Annotated in this window: 17 protein-coding genes; 13 read left to right on the plus strand and 4 right to left on the minus strand. The window is 58.1% G+C overall.

The window, feature by feature from the left end:
* Positions 1-61 precede the first annotated feature (61 nt).
* The 7 genes from GVJ63_RS14635 (at position 62) to GVJ63_RS14665 (ending at position 7,328) form a co-directional block, all read left to right on the plus strand.
* Positions 62-1,087 (plus strand): LacI family DNA-binding transcriptional regulator, encoded by a 1,026-nt coding sequence (locus GVJ63_RS14635; RefSeq protein ID WP_159227058.1) that lies wholly within the window; start codon positions 62-64, stop codon positions 1,085-1,087.
* A complete protein-coding gene (locus tag GVJ63_RS14640) occupies positions 1,071-2,093 on the plus strand; it encodes an ABC transporter substrate-binding protein (RefSeq protein WP_033769710.1) in 1,023 nt (340 codons plus the stop codon). The genes GVJ63_RS14635 and GVJ63_RS14640 overlap by 17 nt, the downstream gene beginning before the upstream one ends.
* Positions 2,093-2,968: an ABC transporter permease gene (locus GVJ63_RS14645; RefSeq protein WP_050482729.1), complete on the plus strand. Its 876-nt coding sequence runs from the start codon at positions 2,093-2,095 to the stop codon at positions 2,966-2,968. The genes GVJ63_RS14640 and GVJ63_RS14645 overlap by 1 nt, the downstream gene beginning before the upstream one ends.
* Positions 2,965-3,780, plus strand: coding sequence for an ABC transporter permease (locus GVJ63_RS14650; protein WP_159227059.1), 816 nt, complete (start codon positions 2,965-2,967; stop codon positions 3,778-3,780). Before GVJ63_RS14645 ends, GVJ63_RS14650 begins: the two co-directional genes overlap by 4 nt.
* On the plus strand, positions 3,777-4,760 hold the full coding sequence (locus GVJ63_RS14655) for an ABC transporter ATP-binding protein (RefSeq protein ID WP_010260026.1): 984 nt from the start codon (positions 3,777-3,779) through the stop codon (positions 4,758-4,760). Before GVJ63_RS14650 ends, GVJ63_RS14655 begins: the two co-directional genes overlap by 4 nt.
* Positions 4,761-4,770: 10 nt before the next feature.
* Positions 4,771-5,601, plus strand: a complete 831-nt coding sequence (locus GVJ63_RS14660) for a phosphodiesterase (RefSeq protein WP_159227060.1) — start codon at positions 4,771-4,773, stop codon at positions 5,599-5,601.
* A 161-nt stretch (positions 5,602-5,762) separates the two neighbouring features.
* Positions 5,763-7,328 (plus strand): sensor domain-containing diguanylate cyclase, encoded by a 1,566-nt coding sequence (locus tag GVJ63_RS14665; RefSeq protein ID WP_010260020.1) that lies wholly within the window; start codon positions 5,763-5,765, stop codon positions 7,326-7,328.
* A gap of 99 nt (positions 7,329-7,427) precedes the next feature.
* Here GVJ63_RS14665 and bcp read toward each other — a convergent pair whose 3' ends face one another.
* Positions 7,428-7,895 carry a thioredoxin-dependent thiol peroxidase gene (gene bcp / locus GVJ63_RS14670; RefSeq protein ID WP_010260016.1) on the minus strand — a complete coding sequence of 156 codons (468 nt, stop codon included), beginning with the start codon at positions 7,893-7,895 and terminating at the stop codon, positions 7,428-7,430.
* Between the two features lie 157 nt (positions 7,896-8,052).
* Complete coding sequence (locus GVJ63_RS14675; protein ID WP_010260011.1) at positions 8,053-8,634, minus strand: glycine cleavage system transcriptional repressor; 582 nt, start codon at positions 8,632-8,634, stop codon at positions 8,053-8,055.
* A gap of 143 nt (positions 8,635-8,777) precedes the next feature.
* Here GVJ63_RS14675 and dapA point away from each other — a divergent pair, with 143 nt between their 5' ends.
* The 6 genes from dapA (at position 8,778) to ypfH (ending at position 15,312) form a co-directional block, all read left to right on the plus strand.
* Positions 8,778-9,656 (plus strand): 4-hydroxy-tetrahydrodipicolinate synthase, encoded by an 879-nt coding sequence (dapA, locus tag GVJ63_RS14680; RefSeq protein WP_010260008.1) that lies wholly within the window; start codon positions 8,778-8,780, stop codon positions 9,654-9,656.
* A gap of 14 nt (positions 9,657-9,670) precedes the next feature.
* Entirely contained in the window at positions 9,671-10,702 is a 1,032-nt protein-coding gene (gene bamC, locus GVJ63_RS14685; protein ID WP_010260005.1) for an outer membrane protein assembly factor BamC, read from the plus strand.
* 145 nt (positions 10,703-10,847) lie between these two features.
* Positions 10,848-11,561, plus strand: coding sequence for a phosphoribosylaminoimidazolesuccinocarboxamide synthase (purC, locus tag GVJ63_RS14690; RefSeq protein ID WP_010260002.1), 714 nt, complete (start codon positions 10,848-10,850; stop codon positions 11,559-11,561).
* Positions 11,562-11,691: 130 nt separating this feature from the next.
* Positions 11,692-12,558, plus strand: coding sequence for a neutral zinc metallopeptidase (locus GVJ63_RS14695; RefSeq protein ID WP_010259999.1), 867 nt, complete (start codon positions 11,692-11,694; stop codon positions 12,556-12,558).
* Entirely contained in the window at positions 12,558-14,558 is a 2,001-nt protein-coding gene (locus GVJ63_RS14700) for a tRNA(Met) cytidine acetyltransferase TmcA (RefSeq protein ID WP_159227061.1), read from the plus strand. Before GVJ63_RS14695 ends, GVJ63_RS14700 begins: the two co-directional genes overlap by 1 nt.
* A 73-nt stretch (positions 14,559-14,631) precedes the next feature.
* On the plus strand, positions 14,632-15,312 hold the full coding sequence (gene ypfH / locus GVJ63_RS14705) for an esterase (protein WP_010671350.1): 681 nt from the start codon (positions 14,632-14,634) through the stop codon (positions 15,310-15,312).
* 93 nt (positions 15,313-15,405) lie between these two features.
* Here the strand turns inward: ypfH and GVJ63_RS14710 are convergent, their stop codons facing one another.
* Both GVJ63_RS14710 and dapE read right to left on the minus strand, forming a co-directional pair.
* Entirely contained in the window at positions 15,406-15,594 is a 189-nt protein-coding gene (locus GVJ63_RS14710; RefSeq protein WP_003848800.1) for a YpfN family protein, read from the minus strand.
* A 22-nt stretch (positions 15,595-15,616) separates the two neighbouring features.
* Positions 15,617-16,744, minus strand: coding sequence for a succinyl-diaminopimelate desuccinylase (gene dapE, locus GVJ63_RS14715; RefSeq protein ID WP_010671351.1), 1,128 nt, complete (start codon positions 16,742-16,744; stop codon positions 15,617-15,619).

The raw sequence follows: 16,744 nt of genomic DNA on the forward strand, positions 1-16,744 counted from the left end.
ATAGAACGCCGCTAGTGTTGTCGCAATGAGATCGATCTCATCGACAATACACGAGGCAGTCATGACCGATTTAATCAGCGTAGCCAGACTGGCAGGGGTCTCCCGCGCAACCGCTGCGCGCGCCTTTTCTGACCCTCATCTGCTAAAACCGGGCACGCTGCAAAAGGTGCTTGCCGCCTCGGAACAGATTGGTTTCCGCCCGAATCATATTGCCCGTCAGCTCCGCACCCAGCACTCCACCACGCTTGGCGTCCTGTTGCCTTCGCTGCTCAATCCGGTTTTTGCCATGCAGTTACAGGCGATGGAGCAGCAGGCTCGTCTGGCGGGATATGGGCTGCTGGTAGCAACCAGTGATTATCAGGCTGAGCGGGAAGCGGCCATTGTCGAACATATGCTGCACCAGCGTGTCGCCGGTCTGGTACTGACGGTGGCAGATGCCGACAGCAGTGCGCTGCTGCCGACACTGGCGGCGGCGAAGATGCCCTTCGTGCTGACCCACAACGTACCGCAACAGCACGAATGGCCCGCGCTGTGCGTAGATAACCGCAAAGCCATTGCCGAAGCGACCGCCCATCTGGTGTCACTGGGCCACCGCCACATCGTGATGGCTGCGGGCCCTATGCAGCAATCTGACCGCGCCCGTCTGCGCTATCTCGGCTACTGCGATGCCATGCAGCAGGCCGGTCTGACGCCGCAGGCGATGATTGAGATGCCCAGCCATATCCAGTCCGATTTCCATCCGTTGCTGCCGCTGATTAATTCACCTTCGCCGCTGACGGCGGTGATTTGCAGTAACGATCTGCTGGCTATCAGCCTGCTGGGCGCCGCTGCGCGTGCCGGCGTCAGCGTTCCGAATCAGCTCTCCGTGATCGGCTTCGATGGCATTGAGCTGGGCGAACAGCTTTCACCTTCACTGGCCAGTGTGGTGCAGCCGATTGCGCTAATGGGCGCGCGCGCCATTGACCTGCTTCTGAATCCCGTCGGCGGTAAAACCCATCTGCTGGCACATCATTTACGTCTCGGGGAGAGTGTCGCCCCGGCATTTCATGGCTCTTTTTCAGGGGAACATCATGTCACTCACCGTTAACTTCAAACCTATCGCCAGCGCTGCGCTGCTGGCTGGATGCACGCTTGCCTCATCGTGGGCGCAGGCGGCTGAAAATGCTATCTGCTACAACTGCCCGCCAGAGTGGGCCGACTGGGCGACACAGCTCCAGGCGATCGAAAAAACGACGGGCATTCATGTGCCGCAGGACAATAAAAATTCGGGTCAGGCGCTGGCGCAGCTGGTTGCCGAGAAAAGCAATCCGGTCGCCGACGTGGTCTATTACGGCGTCAGCTTCGGCATTCAGGCAGTCAGTGCAGACGTGGTCAGCGCTTACAAACCGGCAAACTGGGATCAGATCCCGGCAGGCATGAAAGATCCTGCTGGCAAGTGGGTGGCGCTGCACTCCGGTACCATGGGTTTTATGGTCAACGTTGATGCGCTGGGTGGCGCGCCGGTGCCGCGTTCCTGGGATGATCTGCTGAAGCCGGAATATAAAGGCATGGTGGGTTATCTTGATCCGGCCAGCGCCTTTGTCGGCTACGTTGCAGCCGTCGCGGTGAATCAGGCGAAAGGCGGCAGCCTGCATGACTTCACCCCGGCTATCAACTGGTTCAAAGCGCTGCAACGCAACCAGCCGATTGTGCCTAAGCAGACCGCCTATGCCCGGCTGATTTCAGGCGAAATCCCGATTCTGATCGACTACGACTTCAACGCCTATCGCGCCCGCTACAAAGATCACGCCAATGTGGAATTTGTGATCCCCAGCGAGGGGACGGTCACGGTGCCTTACGTCATCAGCCTGGTGAAAAATGCGCCGCATCCGGCCAACGGTAAGAAAGTGATCGATTTCGTGCTGTCAGATGCCGGTCAGGCGATCTGGGCTAATGCCTGGCTGCGTCCGGTCCGGGCGGGCGCGATGTCACCCGAAGCGAAGAAATATTTTCTGCCTGACAGCGACTATGCGCGCGCTCACACGGTTGATTATCAGCAGATGGCCGATGCGCAGAAGAGCTTCTCCGCCCGTTACCTGAGCGAGATCCGCTGATGTCACTCTCAGAGATCAATCCGTTTGCTGCTGGCGACTCAGTTCGCCACCGCCTTCGGCCGCTGGGGGCAAACTGGCCGTGGATGCTGCTGCCTGCGCTGCTGTTCTTTGCTGCCTTCTGGCTGTTGCCGTTTGCTCGTCTGTTGCAGATCGGTATGACGGAAGATCGCACGACTCACCACAGCGGCTACTGGACGGTAATCAGCCAGCCGCAATATCTGCAAAGCCTGCTGAATACCGTGCTGCTCTCGGCAGCGGTCACACTGGTGACGCTGCTGATTGCTGCGGTGGTGGGCTGCTTTCTGGCACGGCAGCGCTTTACCGGGCGAGGCACGCTGCTGGCGCTGCTGACCTTTCCGCTGGCCTTTCCGGGCGTGGTGGTGGGATTTCTGATGGTCATGCTGGCGGGGCGTCAGGGTGTTCTGGCGCAACTCAGTCTCAGCCTGTTTCATGAGCGCTGGGTCCTTGCCTATTCGCTCAGCGGCTTATTTATTGGCTATCTCTATTTTTCGCTGCCGCGCGCCATCGTGACGCTGGTGGCGGCCAGTGAAAAGCTGGACCGTTCGCTGGAAGAGGCCGCCCGTTCGCTGGGTGCCAGCCAGTGGCGCATCATCATTGACGTCATCATTCCTGGGCTGAAACCGGCGCTGCTCTCCTGCGGTGCGCTCTGTTTCGCCACCAGCATGGGCGCCTTTGGCACCGCATTTACCCTTGGCACAGAGCTCGCGGTGCTGCCGCTGACCATTTATGGTGAGTTCACTAATTACGCCAACTTTGCAACTGCGGCGGCGCTTTCGGTGGTGATGGGGGCGGTGGCCTGGCTGGCGCTGATGCTGGCGAACGGACTGGCTGCCCGCCGTAAGGAGAAGGCATGAAACGCCGGGGGCTGTTCTGGCTGCAGGTGGTGATCACCAGCCTCACCGCGCTGTTTATGATTGTGCCGGTTGTGCTCTCGATGCTGGCGGGCGTCACGCAGAACTATTTCAATGGCCTGCGCAGCGGCCTGACACTGAAGTGGGTGGAACAGGTGTGGCAGATGTATGCCGACACCTTCTGGCTGTCGCTGCTGATCGCTCTGAGTTGTCTGGCGGTGACGGTTATCGCTGGCGTGCCGGCCGCCTGGGGCTTACTGAAATCACCGTCACGCTGGGCCAGCCGCATTGAGGAGTGCCTGATGCTGCCAGTCGCATTGCCGGGCCTCGCCACCGCTCTGGGCATCATTCTGCTCTATGGTCAGTTCAGCGCGTTGCGCGACAGCTGGCTCTTCATCCTGATCGGCCATGTGCTCTTTACCTTGCCCTTTATGATCCGACCGGTGCTGTCGGTGATGCAGGCCATTGATCTGCCGCGCCTTGAAGAAGCCGCCGCCAGCCTGGGGGCGGGCTTCTGGCGCCGCTTCTTTACCGTGGTCGTCCCGAACTGCCGCAACGGCATTCTGGCGGGCGCATTTATGGTGATCACCCTGTCGGTGGGGGAGTTCAACATTACCTGGATGCTGCACACGCCACTGACCAAAACCCTGCCGGTCGGTCTGGCCGACAGCTACACCTCGATGCGGCTGGAAGTCGGGTCCGCCTATACCCTGATCTTTATTATGATGATTTTACCGCTGCTGCTGTTGCTCAACGCCTGTAATCACTGGCTGGAACGGCAATCTTCGCGGCAGCAGAGAGAGGAAACCGTATGAATGAGGCCGTCAACGTGACGCTGCGCCACTGCTCGCGTCGCTTTAATCAGCAGGTCGCGCTGCATCCGCTCGACCTGCAGGTTCACGCCGGTGAAACACTGGTATTGCTGGGGCCGTCAGGCTGTGGCAAAACCACGCTGCTGCGTATTATCAGCGGCCTGGATAGCAGCGATCCCCCGGGAGAGATCTGGTTTGACAAGCGTAACGTCACCGCGCTGCCAATTGAGAAACGCAACGTTGGCATGGTGTTTCAGAACTACGCGCTGTTCCCGACGCTCAACGTGGCGCAGAACGTCGCCTATGGTCTGAAGGTGCAGGGCGTGCCACGTGCCGAGCGTGATGCGCGGGTCGCGGAGATGCTGGCACTGGTTGACCTGACACATCTGTCCCACCGGGCGATTGATAAATTGTCCGGCGGGCAGAAGCAGCGGGTGGCGCTGGCACGTGCGCTGGCCGCCCGGCCTAAAGTCCTGTTGTTCGATGAGCCGCTGGCGGCGCTTGACGCCAGGCTGCGCGATCGGCTGCGGCTGGAGATCGGCGCGCTGCTCAAGCGGCTGGCGATCACTGCGGTTTACGTCACCCACGATCAGCAGGAGGCGATGGCGCTGGGCGATCGCATCGCGGTGATGGAGCAGGGCCGTCTGGTGCAGTTGGATACTCCGCAGGGAATTTATCAGCGCCCGGCCTCCCGCTTTGTGGCGGATTTTGTGGGCGCCATAAACTGCATTGCGCACGATCCCGACGGTCATCCCCTGCGTTTTTGCCGCCCGGAAGATGTGTTGCTGGCCGACGACACCCGCTATGCCCAGCGCGGTGTGGTGGTGGGCAGTACGTTTCTTGGCGCCTCGCAGCGCTTACTGATCGATATCGGGCTGGATAACCCCATTCAGGTCGAGCGTCATGCCCGCGAAATCTGGCAGGCGGGACAGCGCATCAGCTGGTCGCTGACCCGCCAGGCCGCGCTGGAATTTAGTTGCTAAGGAGTCTGTTGTGTCTGTTCAACCCACAGTCATCGCGCAAATCAGCGATCTGCATATCAAGGCCTTTGGTCGTCTCTCTTATAAACAGGTCGATACCCATGCCGCTTTACTGCAGGTTATCGATACCCTTAACGCGCTGCAGCCGCGCCCCGATGTGGTGGTGATTACCGGCGACCTGGTGGATTTTGGCAGGCCGGAAGAGTATCAGACGCTGCGCGAAGCCCTGCAGCGCCTCCAGTTGCCCTTTTATCTGATGGCGGGCAATCACGACGATCGCAAGGCACTGCGTGCTGCCTTCCCGGATCACACCTACCTGCAGGCGGGGCCGACCCTGAACTGGCAGCTTAGCGTGGGCGGCGTCAGGCTGCTGGCCCTGGACTCCAGCGTACCGCAACAGCCGTGGGGGGAGGTGGATGAGCAGCAGTTGCAATGGCTGGATCAGGCACTGCGCGAGGCCGCGGATCAGCCCACGCTGGTGATGCTGCATCATCCCCCTTTTGCCTGTGGCATTGCGCATATGGATCGGCAACGGTTACGCCATCCAGAGGCACTTGAGGCGATCATTGCCCGCCATCCGCAGGTTGAGCGGGTGCTCTGTGGCCATCTGCATCGCAGCCTGCAGACCCGCTTTGCCGGAACCCTGGCCTGTGTCGCACCCGGCGTGTCGCATCAGGTGGCTCTGGATCTGCACCCGGAGGGGCCGGCTCACTTTATTCTGGAGCCGCCCGGCTTTTTGCTCCATTGCTGGCAGCCAATGCAGGGAATGGTCACGCATCAGTGCGCGATTGGCCACTTTTCGGGACCCTGGCCATTTTACGATAGTCAGGGGTTAATCGATTAGTGCCAGCTAAATCTGTATTAAGCGGGGTGATATTTGTCTTAATGCTGCTCAAAAATGCCGACACAGTGTAGACTTAAGCCCGGCTATCAGGGCTTCTGGCACACATTAAAAAAATAATCAGGCATTCACGACATGACACTCTTCTCCGGGGCGGCGACGCCATGTTAAAGCTCTTTCGGCCCAAGGCCGACTTGCGCAATCTGATCGCCCTGCTGGTGATTGTCAGCATTGTTATCACGCTCGCGAATACGCTCTACGCCACCTGGCGGGTGCAGCGCCAGGTGCTGATTGACACCACGCTTGAGGCTAACCGGGCCTATGCCGCCAAGCTGGCCTCAACCAGTGAAATCTTTTTTCAGCTGGCGCAGTCACAGTTGCACTACAGCGCCAATCAGCTAAGCCGTGACTTTAATAATGAAGGACTGCTGAATAGCGAAGTCAATCGTCTGCGTGAGCAGACCACCAGTTTCAACTCGGTGGCCGTGGTGGATGAGCAGGGCGCGATCAAAGCGATCTCGCCCGAATCCCTGACGCTGAAAGGGATGCGTGTCACCAGCGACGCCTCCCGCGAAGCGCTGACGCTGCGGCAGCCGATCATCAGTAAACCGACCCTTTCTGCAGCCAATAATCTGCTGGTGTTTGTCTCCTGGCCAATCTGGAGTCCCGATGGCGACTATCTGGGCTACATCGGCGGCACGATCTATCTGAAGAAAAAAAGCATTCTGAATGCGCTACTGGGTGAACAATTCTACCGTGATGGCACCACGGTCTATGTGCTCGACAGTAATAATGAGGTGTTGTATCACCAGAATCGTCAGCTGATTGGTAAAGTTCTGCCCGCCATCGTCAGTCCGCGTGACGAGCAGACCAATGGCTCGCTGATGCTTGCGGGTGCAGGTGAGTCGACGCAGCTGGCGGGCTATGCCGTCGTCCCGACTACCGGCTGGACGGTGGTAGCGCTGAAGCCGATTAACGTCACGCTGAACCCGCTTTCAGGCCTGTTAATGAAAGTCCTGAAAAACTCGGTGCCGTTCGCACTGCTGACCCTGCTGGTTGCGTTAGGGCTGGCACGGCTGATTGCCCGACCACTGTTCCAGCTGGCCCGCAAAGCCAGCCGTATGGATGCGCAGGGCGTATCAAAAGAGATTGGCGGCATCAGTGCCTGGTATTTTGAGGCGGCGCAGGTCAAGCGCGCGCTACTCACCGGCATCGGACTGGTGCAGGACAAAATCGGTCGTCTGAGTTCGGAAGCCCAGACCGACCCCCTGACTCAGTTGCTGAATCGCCGTGGTCTTAATGCGGTACTGGAGTACTACCGCACGCTACGCCAGCCTTTCTCGGTGCTGGCGCTGGATATCGATCACTTTAAAAACGTCAACGATAGCTGGGGCCACGATGTGGGCGACCGGGTGATTCAGCAGGTGGCGAGCACGCTGCGTGCCAGCGCCCGTCAGTCTGATGTGGTGTGCCGCAACGGCGGAGAGGAGTTTCTGATGCTGCTGCCGGGAACGGCGCTGGATGAGGCGCAGATTATCGCCGAGCGCGTGCGACTGGGTATTGCAGAAGCCTGGCTCACCGACGTGGGACGCATTACCTTGTCTATCGGCGTCGCGGCCTGGAATGGTTCGCAGGATGTCGGGCTGGAAGGCAGTTTAAAACAGGCGGATGCGGCACTCTATGAGGCGAAAAATGCCGGGCGCAACTGCGTTATCGTGGCCGCCGCGTAATCGCGTTAACTCACAGTGTTTCGCAACGGCAGGATAAAAATGGGTGGGGAAGGGGAAGTTAAGCAGGGCGCGGCGTTAAGGCTACCGCGCCCCTCAACATCAGGCTGACTTGACGTAATCCAGCACCATGTCGTGGTGATTCGAGGTCTTGAAGTTATCAAACACTTTTTCGATCCTGCCCTCAGCATCTATCAGGAAGCTGATGCGATGAATGCCGTCATAGGTTTTCCCCATAAACGTTTTTTCACCCCAGACGCCAAACGCCTGGCAGACTTCATGGTTTTCATCGGAGAGCAGGGTAAAGTTCAGCAGCTCTTTTTCGACAAACTTTGACAGTTTTTCCGGTTTGTCGGTGCTGATGCCCAGCACTTCCACGCCCGCTTTTTTCAACTCATCCATGTTGTCACGCAGACCGCACGCCTGCACGGTGCAGCCTGGTGTCATCGCTTTCGGGTAAAAGTACACCAGAACGCGCTGTCCCTGGAAGTCGGTCAGATTCACGTGTTCGCCGTCCTGATCGGGCAGGCTAAATGCGGGTGCAGTATCTCCGGCTTTCAGTGGATTCATTACATCTCTCCATTTTCTTATTCAGGCTGTGGGTAATACACCATCCGGTCAGAAACGGCCAGAGGGAAAATTACCATCAGGGGGTATTTCACCACATAGCCGGTCACCTTTCAGTGGCAGTAATGTGGAGAAATAACTCCGGTTAATTGACCAAAGCTTAGCGTACCGCGCTGACAGATTCGCTGCTGTCGGCATCTGACACACTGTAAAGGCGCAGCGTTCCCTGAGCATTCAGCTCCTGACACAGGGTATTAAACGCCTGCTCAAACGGGGTGCCACTGGTTCGCGTCGGACTGTGAGCGGTCATTTGAATATAGAGCGTAGGGGGCAAATTGTGTTGCGCTGGTGTAATGCGCGACACCAGTTCGGCCACATTCATCTGATGCTTATCGATAAGATCGGTAAAGCGTTCAATAATATGCGGCGAATCAGCCACCTCAACCTGAATGAACGCGGTGTCGGGCATCGGCGGACGGAGCCGGGCATTGGTGCGCTTCATGACGATCAGCAGTTCCAGCTCTGCCCCTTTCAGTGGCAGGGTCGATTCAATCAGTGTGATCGCGTTCCAGCTGCCCGACAGCAGCATGATAAAGGTGAACTCATCCCCAAGCATGGCAAGACGGCTATCTTCAATATTGCAACCGCAGCTGCTGACGTGTCGGGTAATGGTGTTGACGATACCCGGACGGTCAACACCGAGCGCGGTGATCACCAGATGATGGGGCTGAGATTGCGGCAAAATGGCTTTTCCTCTGCTTTCGCTAATAACCATAAGGTAAACATAAAAAAAACTGCTGACAAGCGCGGGAATGGCGTGGCTGGCTTGCTTTTCCCTAAGTGTAAAACGTACCATGAAGCACTTGTTTGTCGAGGGGATCGCCAATGTTTACGGGAAGTATTGTTGCACTCGTTACGCCAATGGATGACAGCGGTAATGTCTGCCGGTCGAGTCTGAAAAAACTGATTGATTATCACGTCGCCAGCGGCACCGCGGCGATCGTTTCCGTCGGCACCACAGGCGAATCTGCTACCCTGAGCCATGAAGAACATGGTGATGTGGTGATGCTGACCCTGGAGCTGGCCGATGGCCGTATTCCGGTGATTGCCGGAACCGGGGCAAACGCCACCGCTGAAGGCATCTCTCTGACTAAGCGTTTTGAAAATTCCGGCGTTGTGGGTTGCCTGACCGTGACCCCATATTACAACCGTCCGACGCAGGAAGGGCTGTTCCAGCACTTTAAAGCGATTGCGAATAGCACCAGCCTGCCACAGATGCTGTATAACGTTCCTTCGCGTACCGGTTGTGACATGCTGCCGGAAACCGTTGCCCGCCTGGCCGAAATCAAAAATATTATCGGAATCAAAGAGGCAACCGGGAACTTATCGCGGGTTAGTCAGATCCAAGAGCTGGTTAATGAAGATTTCATTCTGGTGAGTGGCGATGACGCGACTGCGCTGGACTTTATGCAACTGGGCGGCAAAGGCGTTATTTCGGTGACGGCCAACGTGGCTGCGCGCGAAATGGTCGAACTGTGTCAACTCGCACAGCAGGGCAATTTCGTCGAGGCACGCCGCCTGAATCAGCGTCTGATGCATCTGCACCAGACGCTTTTCTGTGAACCCAATCCTATCCCGGTGAAATGGGCTGCGAAACAGCTAGGATTAATCGCTAACGACACGCTGCGTCTGCCAATGACGCCACTGACTGCAGCCGGCCAGCCGAAAGTGGAGCAGGCGCTGGTGAAAGCGGGTTTGCGATAATTTAGGGAGTTTGAATGAATTACTCAGTAAAGCGGTCAACAGTAGCCACAGTGGTGGGGCTTTCTACCCTGATGCTGTTGTCGGCCTGTTCAAGCGATCAGCGTTATAAGCGCCAGGTCAGCGGTGACGAATCTTATCTTGAAGCCAGTCAGTTAAATGAACTGAAAGCGCCTGCCGGAATGATCCTGCCGGTGCAGCGTGGTGATTTCGACGTGCCGCGCACGACCAGTCAGGCACCCACCGGCAAGCAGCTCGACATCCGTCCGCCAGCCCAGCCGCTGGCGCTGATGAACGGCACCCGCGCACAGTTCAGCAACAATACCGGCGCGCTGATGATTGATAACAGCCGCGGCTCAGTCTGGTCGCAGGTCGTCAACGTGGTGCAGTCATACAAATTCCCGATTGCCTCACGTAATGACGCAGGCCAGCAGCTGACGACGGACTGGGTGCAGTGGAACCGTGCTGATGAAGATCAGCAGTATCGTGGTCGCTACCAGATCAGCGTGCAGTCGCAGAGCTATCAGCAGCAGTTAACCGTTCGTCTGCTGGAGCTGCAGCAGGATGGTAAAACCATTACCTCACCTGTGCAGATCCAGCGTTACACCGCGCAGATGCTGAATGACATCAGCACCGGTATGGACAAGATTGATACGGCGAGTGAAAACGCGGCCTCTGGTCGGGTGAATGGGGCCATTGATGTGCAGAGCGGTGCAGATGATACCGGCCTGCCACTGCTGATCCTGCGTACGCCATACAACGTGGCATGGCAGCGTCTGCCTGATGCAATGAAACGCGTCGGGATGGAAGTGACCGACACGACCCGCTCAACCGGCAGCATGAAGGTGACCTACAAGTCACTGAGCAGCAGCGACTGGGATTCAGTCGGTGCGAAAGATCCGGAATTACCAAACGGTGATTACAAAGTGCAGGTCGGCGATCTCGACAACCGCACCAGTCTGCAATTCATCGACCCGAAAGGGCATGTGCTGACCCAGTCGCAGAACGATGCGCTGGTGGCCGTGTTCCAGGCGGCGCTGAACAAATAAAGTTGCCCCAGGCCGGAGATTCTCCGGCCTTTTTATTTTGTTTTTGGCATAATAGCGCGCGGCGAAGTAAACGATTGCGTCAAGGCAATCGCCGCAGCGGCACTGGCCGCTGAACACCCGTTATTTCAAGTCTGGAGTGAACAAGATGCAAAAGCGAGCTGAGTTGTATCGCGGTAAAGCGAAAACCGTATACAGCACCGATAATCCGGATCTGCTGATACTCGAATTCCGCAACGATACGTCAGCAGGTGATGGCGCCCGAATCGAGCAATTTGATCGCAAGGGAATGGTTAACAACAAGTTTAACCATTTTATCATGACTAAATTGCAGGAAGCGGGTATCCCGACCCAGATGGAAGCGCTGCTGTCAGATACTGAAGCGCTGGTGAAGAAGCTGGAGATGGTGCCGGTAGAGTGCGTGGTACGTAACCGCGCCGCAGGCTCGCTGGTAAAACGTCTGGGCGTGGAAGAGGGCATTGTGCTCAATCCGCCGCTGTTTGATCTTTTCCTGAAAGATGATGCAAAGCATGACCCGATGGTCAATGAATCCTACTGCGAAACCTTTGGCTGGGTCAGCAAACAGAACCTGGCGCGGATGCAGGAGCTGACCTTTAAAGCCAACGAGGTGCTGAGCAAACTGTTCGACGATGCGGGTCTGATTCTGGTCGACTTCAAACTGGAGTTTGGTCTGTTTAACGGCGAAGTGACGCTGGGCGATGAGTTTTCGCCAGACGGTGCGCGCCTGTGGGACAAAGAGACGCTGGATAAAATGGATAAAGACCGTTTCCGCCAGAGCCTCGGCGGCGTGGTGGAAGCCTATGAAGCGGTTGCACAGCGGCTGGGCGTGAAGCTCGACTGAGTTTGCCTGCCGCGCAGAAAGAAAAAGGAGAGCCCCGGCTCTCCTTTTTTCATTTCAGGGTAAAGCTGGTGATTGCTGCCTCACACAACTAAAATCATGCCATCTGAAAAAATGACTGAGGGAATACAGCATGCGCTGGCAAGGGCGTCGCGAAAGCGACAATGTAGAAGACCGTCGCGATCAATCGTCCGGTTTAGGCGGCGGAGGCCGCCAGATTCGTCTGCCGCGCGGTAAAGGCGGTATTGTGCTGCTGATTGTCGTGGCCATCGCGGGTTATTACGGTTACGACCTGACCGCACTGCTGACAGGCGGCGAAGTTGCACCGACCAGCCAGCAGCAACAGCGCAGCGTCAGCGCCAATGATGATGAGGCTGCGAAATTTACGAAGGTGATCCTGGCCACCACGGAAGACACCTGGGGCAAACTGTTCCAGCAGATGAACAAACAGTATGTGGCACCGAAGCTGGTGATGTATCGCGGCGCAACCCGCACTGGCTGTGGTACCGGACAGTCAGTCATGGGGCCGTTCTACTGTCCTGCCGATCAGACCGTCTACATCGACCTCTCTTTTTATGACGAGATGAAAACCAAACTTGGCGCGGACGGTGACTTCGCCCAGGGCTACGTCGTCGCGCATGAAGTTGGCCACCATGTCCAGAAACTACTGGGTATTGAACCGAAAGTGCGTGAAATGCAGCAGGGTGCCAGCCAGACGCAGGTTAATCAGCTCTCCGTCAAAATGGAACTGCAGGCGGACTGTTTTGCCGGTGTCTGGGGACACTATATGCAGCAGGAAAATATCCTTGAAGCGGGCGATCTGCAGGAAGCGCTGAATGCCGCCGAGGCAATTGGCGATGACCGCCTGCAGCAGAAAGGTCAGGGCCGCGTAGTGCCGGACAGCTTCACCCACGGCACGTCTGAGCAGCGCTACACCTGGTTCAAGCGCGGGTTTGATGGTGGCAATCCAGGACAGTGCAACACCTTCGCCAGCAACTGATGAGTCTGCAGCCTCTTACGCAGCTTATGCAGCAGGCCGGTGTGCGTCGTCTGGCGGTGATCAGCGGCGACCCGGCCTGGTGTTTACTACGGGCTGCGGCGTGGCGTGAAACGCTGACCGGCGACTGGCTGGCGTTGAGCCCGGAACCGCTGTTCTCTGCTTCGGATAAAGGGCCGGGTCAGTATAAAACGCCGGTCCTGCACAAACAGCCTGCTGCGGTGCGCACGCTGCTTGGCCGTGAATTTCGTCATGCTCTGTTTGACGCTCGTCAGGGCTTTCATGCCGACGCTTTCGCTGCGCTGGCTGGCACGCTCACCGCCGGTAGCTGGCTGTTACTGCTGGTGCCGCCCTGGGAACAGTGGGCGCAGCAGCCTGACAGCGACAGCCTGCGCTGGGCCGATGTCGCTGAACCCATCGCCACCCCTTATTTTGTTCACCACCTGCAACAGCTGATATTAGCGGATGACCAGGTGCTGCTGGAGCGGCAGCATCAGCCATGCCGGTTTCCGGCGCAGCCGGACTGGCCGCAGTGGCACTGTCAGGCACCGCAGCAGCAGCAGGCGATACTCGATCAGCTGATGAGGCTGCCATCGGGGGTTGCCGTGCTGACCGCGCCCCGCGGACGCGGTAAATCGGCGCTGGCGGGTATACTGGCACGATTGAACGGACATTGTCTGGTGACGGCTCCGGCCAAAGCCTCAACGGAGGTGCTGAGCATCTTCGCCGCTGACGCTTTTCACTTTATGGCACCCGATGCGCTGCTGGCGCTGGAGACGCCGCCGCAGGCGGAATGGCTGATTGTGGATGAAGCGGCGGCGATCCCGGCACCGCTGCTGCAGGCGCTGGTCAGTCGATATCCCCGCGTATTGCTCACCACCACCGTACAGGGCTACGAAGGAAGCGGGCGCGGGTTTATCCTTAAATTCTGCGCCGGGCTTCCTGATGCACACTATTTTACGCTCGATGAGCCGCTGCGCTGGTCGCGTTTCGATCCGCTGGAGCAGTGGCTGAACCGGGCGCTGCTGTTTGAAGATACCGCCGCAACCGCACCCGATTCTCCTGTAACGCCTCATCGTGTTGAGCGCCACGATTTCAGCGCGCTGGAGGCCGCGTATCGTCTGCTGACCAGTGCACACTATCGTACCTCACCACTTGATCTGCGCCGCCTGCTGGATGCCCCGGGCATGCAGCTGTGGCGGGCCGGCGACGCGTCGGCGTTACAGGGCGCGCTCTGGCTGGTGGAAGAGGGCGGTCTTGAACCTGCACTGGCACAGGCGGTCTGGGCGGGCACCCGGCGACCTCGCGGGAATCTGGTGGCACAGTCGCTGGCAGCCCACGCCGGTCTGGCTGAGGCGGCGACATTGCGCTCGCTGCGCATCAGCCGTATTGCCGTGGCGGCGGAGCGGCGTCGTCTGGGAACCGGACAGCAGCTGGTTGCGGCAGCGGCCAGTGCGGCCGTCGGATATGACTACCTCTCCGTCAGCTTCGGCTACACTGAATCTCTCTGGGCGTTCTGGCGCGCCTGTGGCTTTAGCCTGGTGCGGATTGGCAGTCAGCGCGAAGCCAGCAGCGGCTGCTACGCGGCGATGGCCATGTTGCCCTGTTCTGCTGCGGGTGAGGCATTGCAACACCGCGCGGCAGAACAGCTGGCGCGAGACTGGCCGCTGTTGCGCCAGCATATCGCACTGGAACTGCAGTTTGATCAGGTTACTGACGACGGATTGACCGCGCAGGATATTCGTCTGGCGGCGGGTTTTGCCTGGGCGCAGCGGCCACTGGAAGCGAGCCTGCCGGTGTTGCAGCGTCTGGTGCAGGCCAGTTCAGCCTCTTTACCGCTGCTGGCCGCGGCGGTGGCCACACCCACAGCCCTGGGCGAACTGGCCCAGCAGGCGGGAGTGAGCGGGCGCAAAGCGCTAGTCGCAGCGCTGCGTCAGCAGGCGGCAGCGGCCCTCCAGACACTGGGCGTTGATGCAGCCTTGCTGCACCTGCCGTTGAAATAATTCGACCAGCTGGTTCAAATTATCCTCATATGATTTTATGCCAGGCGGCGTAGAGTGAACACAGGAGGTCAACATGACACTGAAATATGTAATCGTTCAACAGCCTGCCACCACAGCACAGCTGTTTCTGCTCTACCATGGCGTTGGCGATAACCCGGATTCAATGGGCGAGATTGGCAACTGGTTTGCCCGAACGTTTCCCGACGCGCTGGTGGTGTCCGTCGGCTCGCCTGGTGCGAGTCGTCAGTGGTTCGGCGAAACCGACCTGCACGATCAGACCGTCCAGCAGCGGGTTGATGCGGCCATGCCGCAGTTTGTTGGGTCTGTGCGTCACTGGCAAAAAAAGAGCGGTGTGCGGCCGGAAGCGACAGCGTTAATCGGCTTTTCGCAGGGCGGCAGTATGGTGCTGGAAGGGGTTAAGGCGCATCCGGATCTGGCGGGCCGCGCGGTGGTGTTTAATGGCCGGTTTATTACCCTGCCGGAGAAGGCCAGCACCCGCACCACCATCCACCTGATCCACGGTGATTATGATGAGCAGGTCCCGCTGCACCATGCGCAGCAGGCGGAGCATCGGCTGACCGCCTGCGGTGGCGACGTTACCCTGGATATCGTTGACGATCTGGAGCACGCCATCGATCACCGCAGCATGGAGCTGGCGCTGAATCATCTGCGTTATACGGTGCCAAAACGCTACTTTGATGAGGCGTTAAGCGGCGCAAAACCGGGTGACGATGATGTTATCGTGATGATGTAAAAAAGCCCCTGCGCAAGCTCGATCTTAACGCTGATGAGAGCTGACTTTGTGAAGAACCATAAAAAAGCCCCTGCATAGCAGGGGCTTTTTCGTTTACTTCTTCTTCGGCCAGTTGTCGTCGTCATCCCATTTATCGTTGAAATCACGATGCGGCGGCAGGTCAGGTTTGTTATCCATAAATTTTTTATGATCGATGCGTTTCAGATCTTTATAAACGTTCATCAGCACGCCAACCATCAGCAGGATCACCAGGATCCACCAGTAATCTTTAATAAATTCCATTTGCTGCTCCTTAAAACCGCCGTCAGGCGATCAGTTGTTCCATGATGCGTTGGTACATCCGGCTCAGCATCTGCAGGTCGGAGGCTTTCACACACTCATTGATTTTATGAATGGTGGCATTCACTGGCCCCAGTTCCACCACCTGTGCACCCATCCGGGCAATAAAGCGGCCATCGGAGGTTCCGCCCGTGGTCAGCAGCTGCGGCTTAATTTCATTATAGTGCGCTACAGCTTTCACGACGGCATCAACCAGCTTACCGCGCGTGGTCAGGAAGGGCTGGCCAGAGAGTTTCCACTCAATGGTGTAACGCAACTGGTGACGATCCAGCAGCTCTGCGACCCGCTGACGAATCATCTCATCGGTGAGTTCGGTGCTGAAGCGGAAGTTAAACTGCACAAACAGCTCGCCCGGGATCACATTGTTACTGCCGGTGCCCGCCTGGACGTTGGCAATCTGCATGCTGGTCGCCGGAAAGAACTCATTCCCCTGATCCCACTCGGTCGCGACCAGCTCGTTCAGCGCGGGCATCGCCCGGTGAACCGGGTTATCCGCCAGATGCGGATAGGCGACGTGGCCCTGCACGCCATGCACCATCAGGTTAGCGGTGATTGAGCCGCGACGGCCATTTTTCACCACATCACCCACCACTTCCGTGCTGGAGGGCTCGCCGACCAGGCAATAGTCGAGCCGTTCGCGGCGCGCCATCAGCCGCTCAACCACTTTAACCGTGCCGTTGGCCCCGCTGGCCTCTTCATCAGAGGTAATCATAAAGGCGAGTCGCCCTCGGTGATTGGGACGCACCGCAACAAAACGTTCGGCAGCCACCACCATTGCCGCCAGCGATCCTTTCATGTCGGCCGCGCCGCGGCCAAACAGCATGCCGTCGCGGATGGTGGGTTCAAATGGCGGATTAATCCATCGGCTGGCATCGCCAGGCGGCACCACATCGGTGTGACCGGCAAACGCCAGCGTTTCACCTTCGCCACGGGTGGCCCAGAAATTCAGGGTGTCGTCGATGTTCATCGTTTCAATCTTAAAGCCAATGGCTTCAAGACGGGCGATCAGCAGAGCCTGACATCCGGCATCATCGGGGCTGAGAGAGGGGCGACGAATAAGCTGCTGCGTCAGCTCAATGACCGGGCAAAACAT

It is taken from the genome of Pantoea sp. 18059 (assembly GCF_902706165.1).
Taxonomy (GTDB): domain Bacteria; phylum Pseudomonadota; class Gammaproteobacteria; order Enterobacterales; family Enterobacteriaceae; genus Pantoea; species Pantoea agglomerans.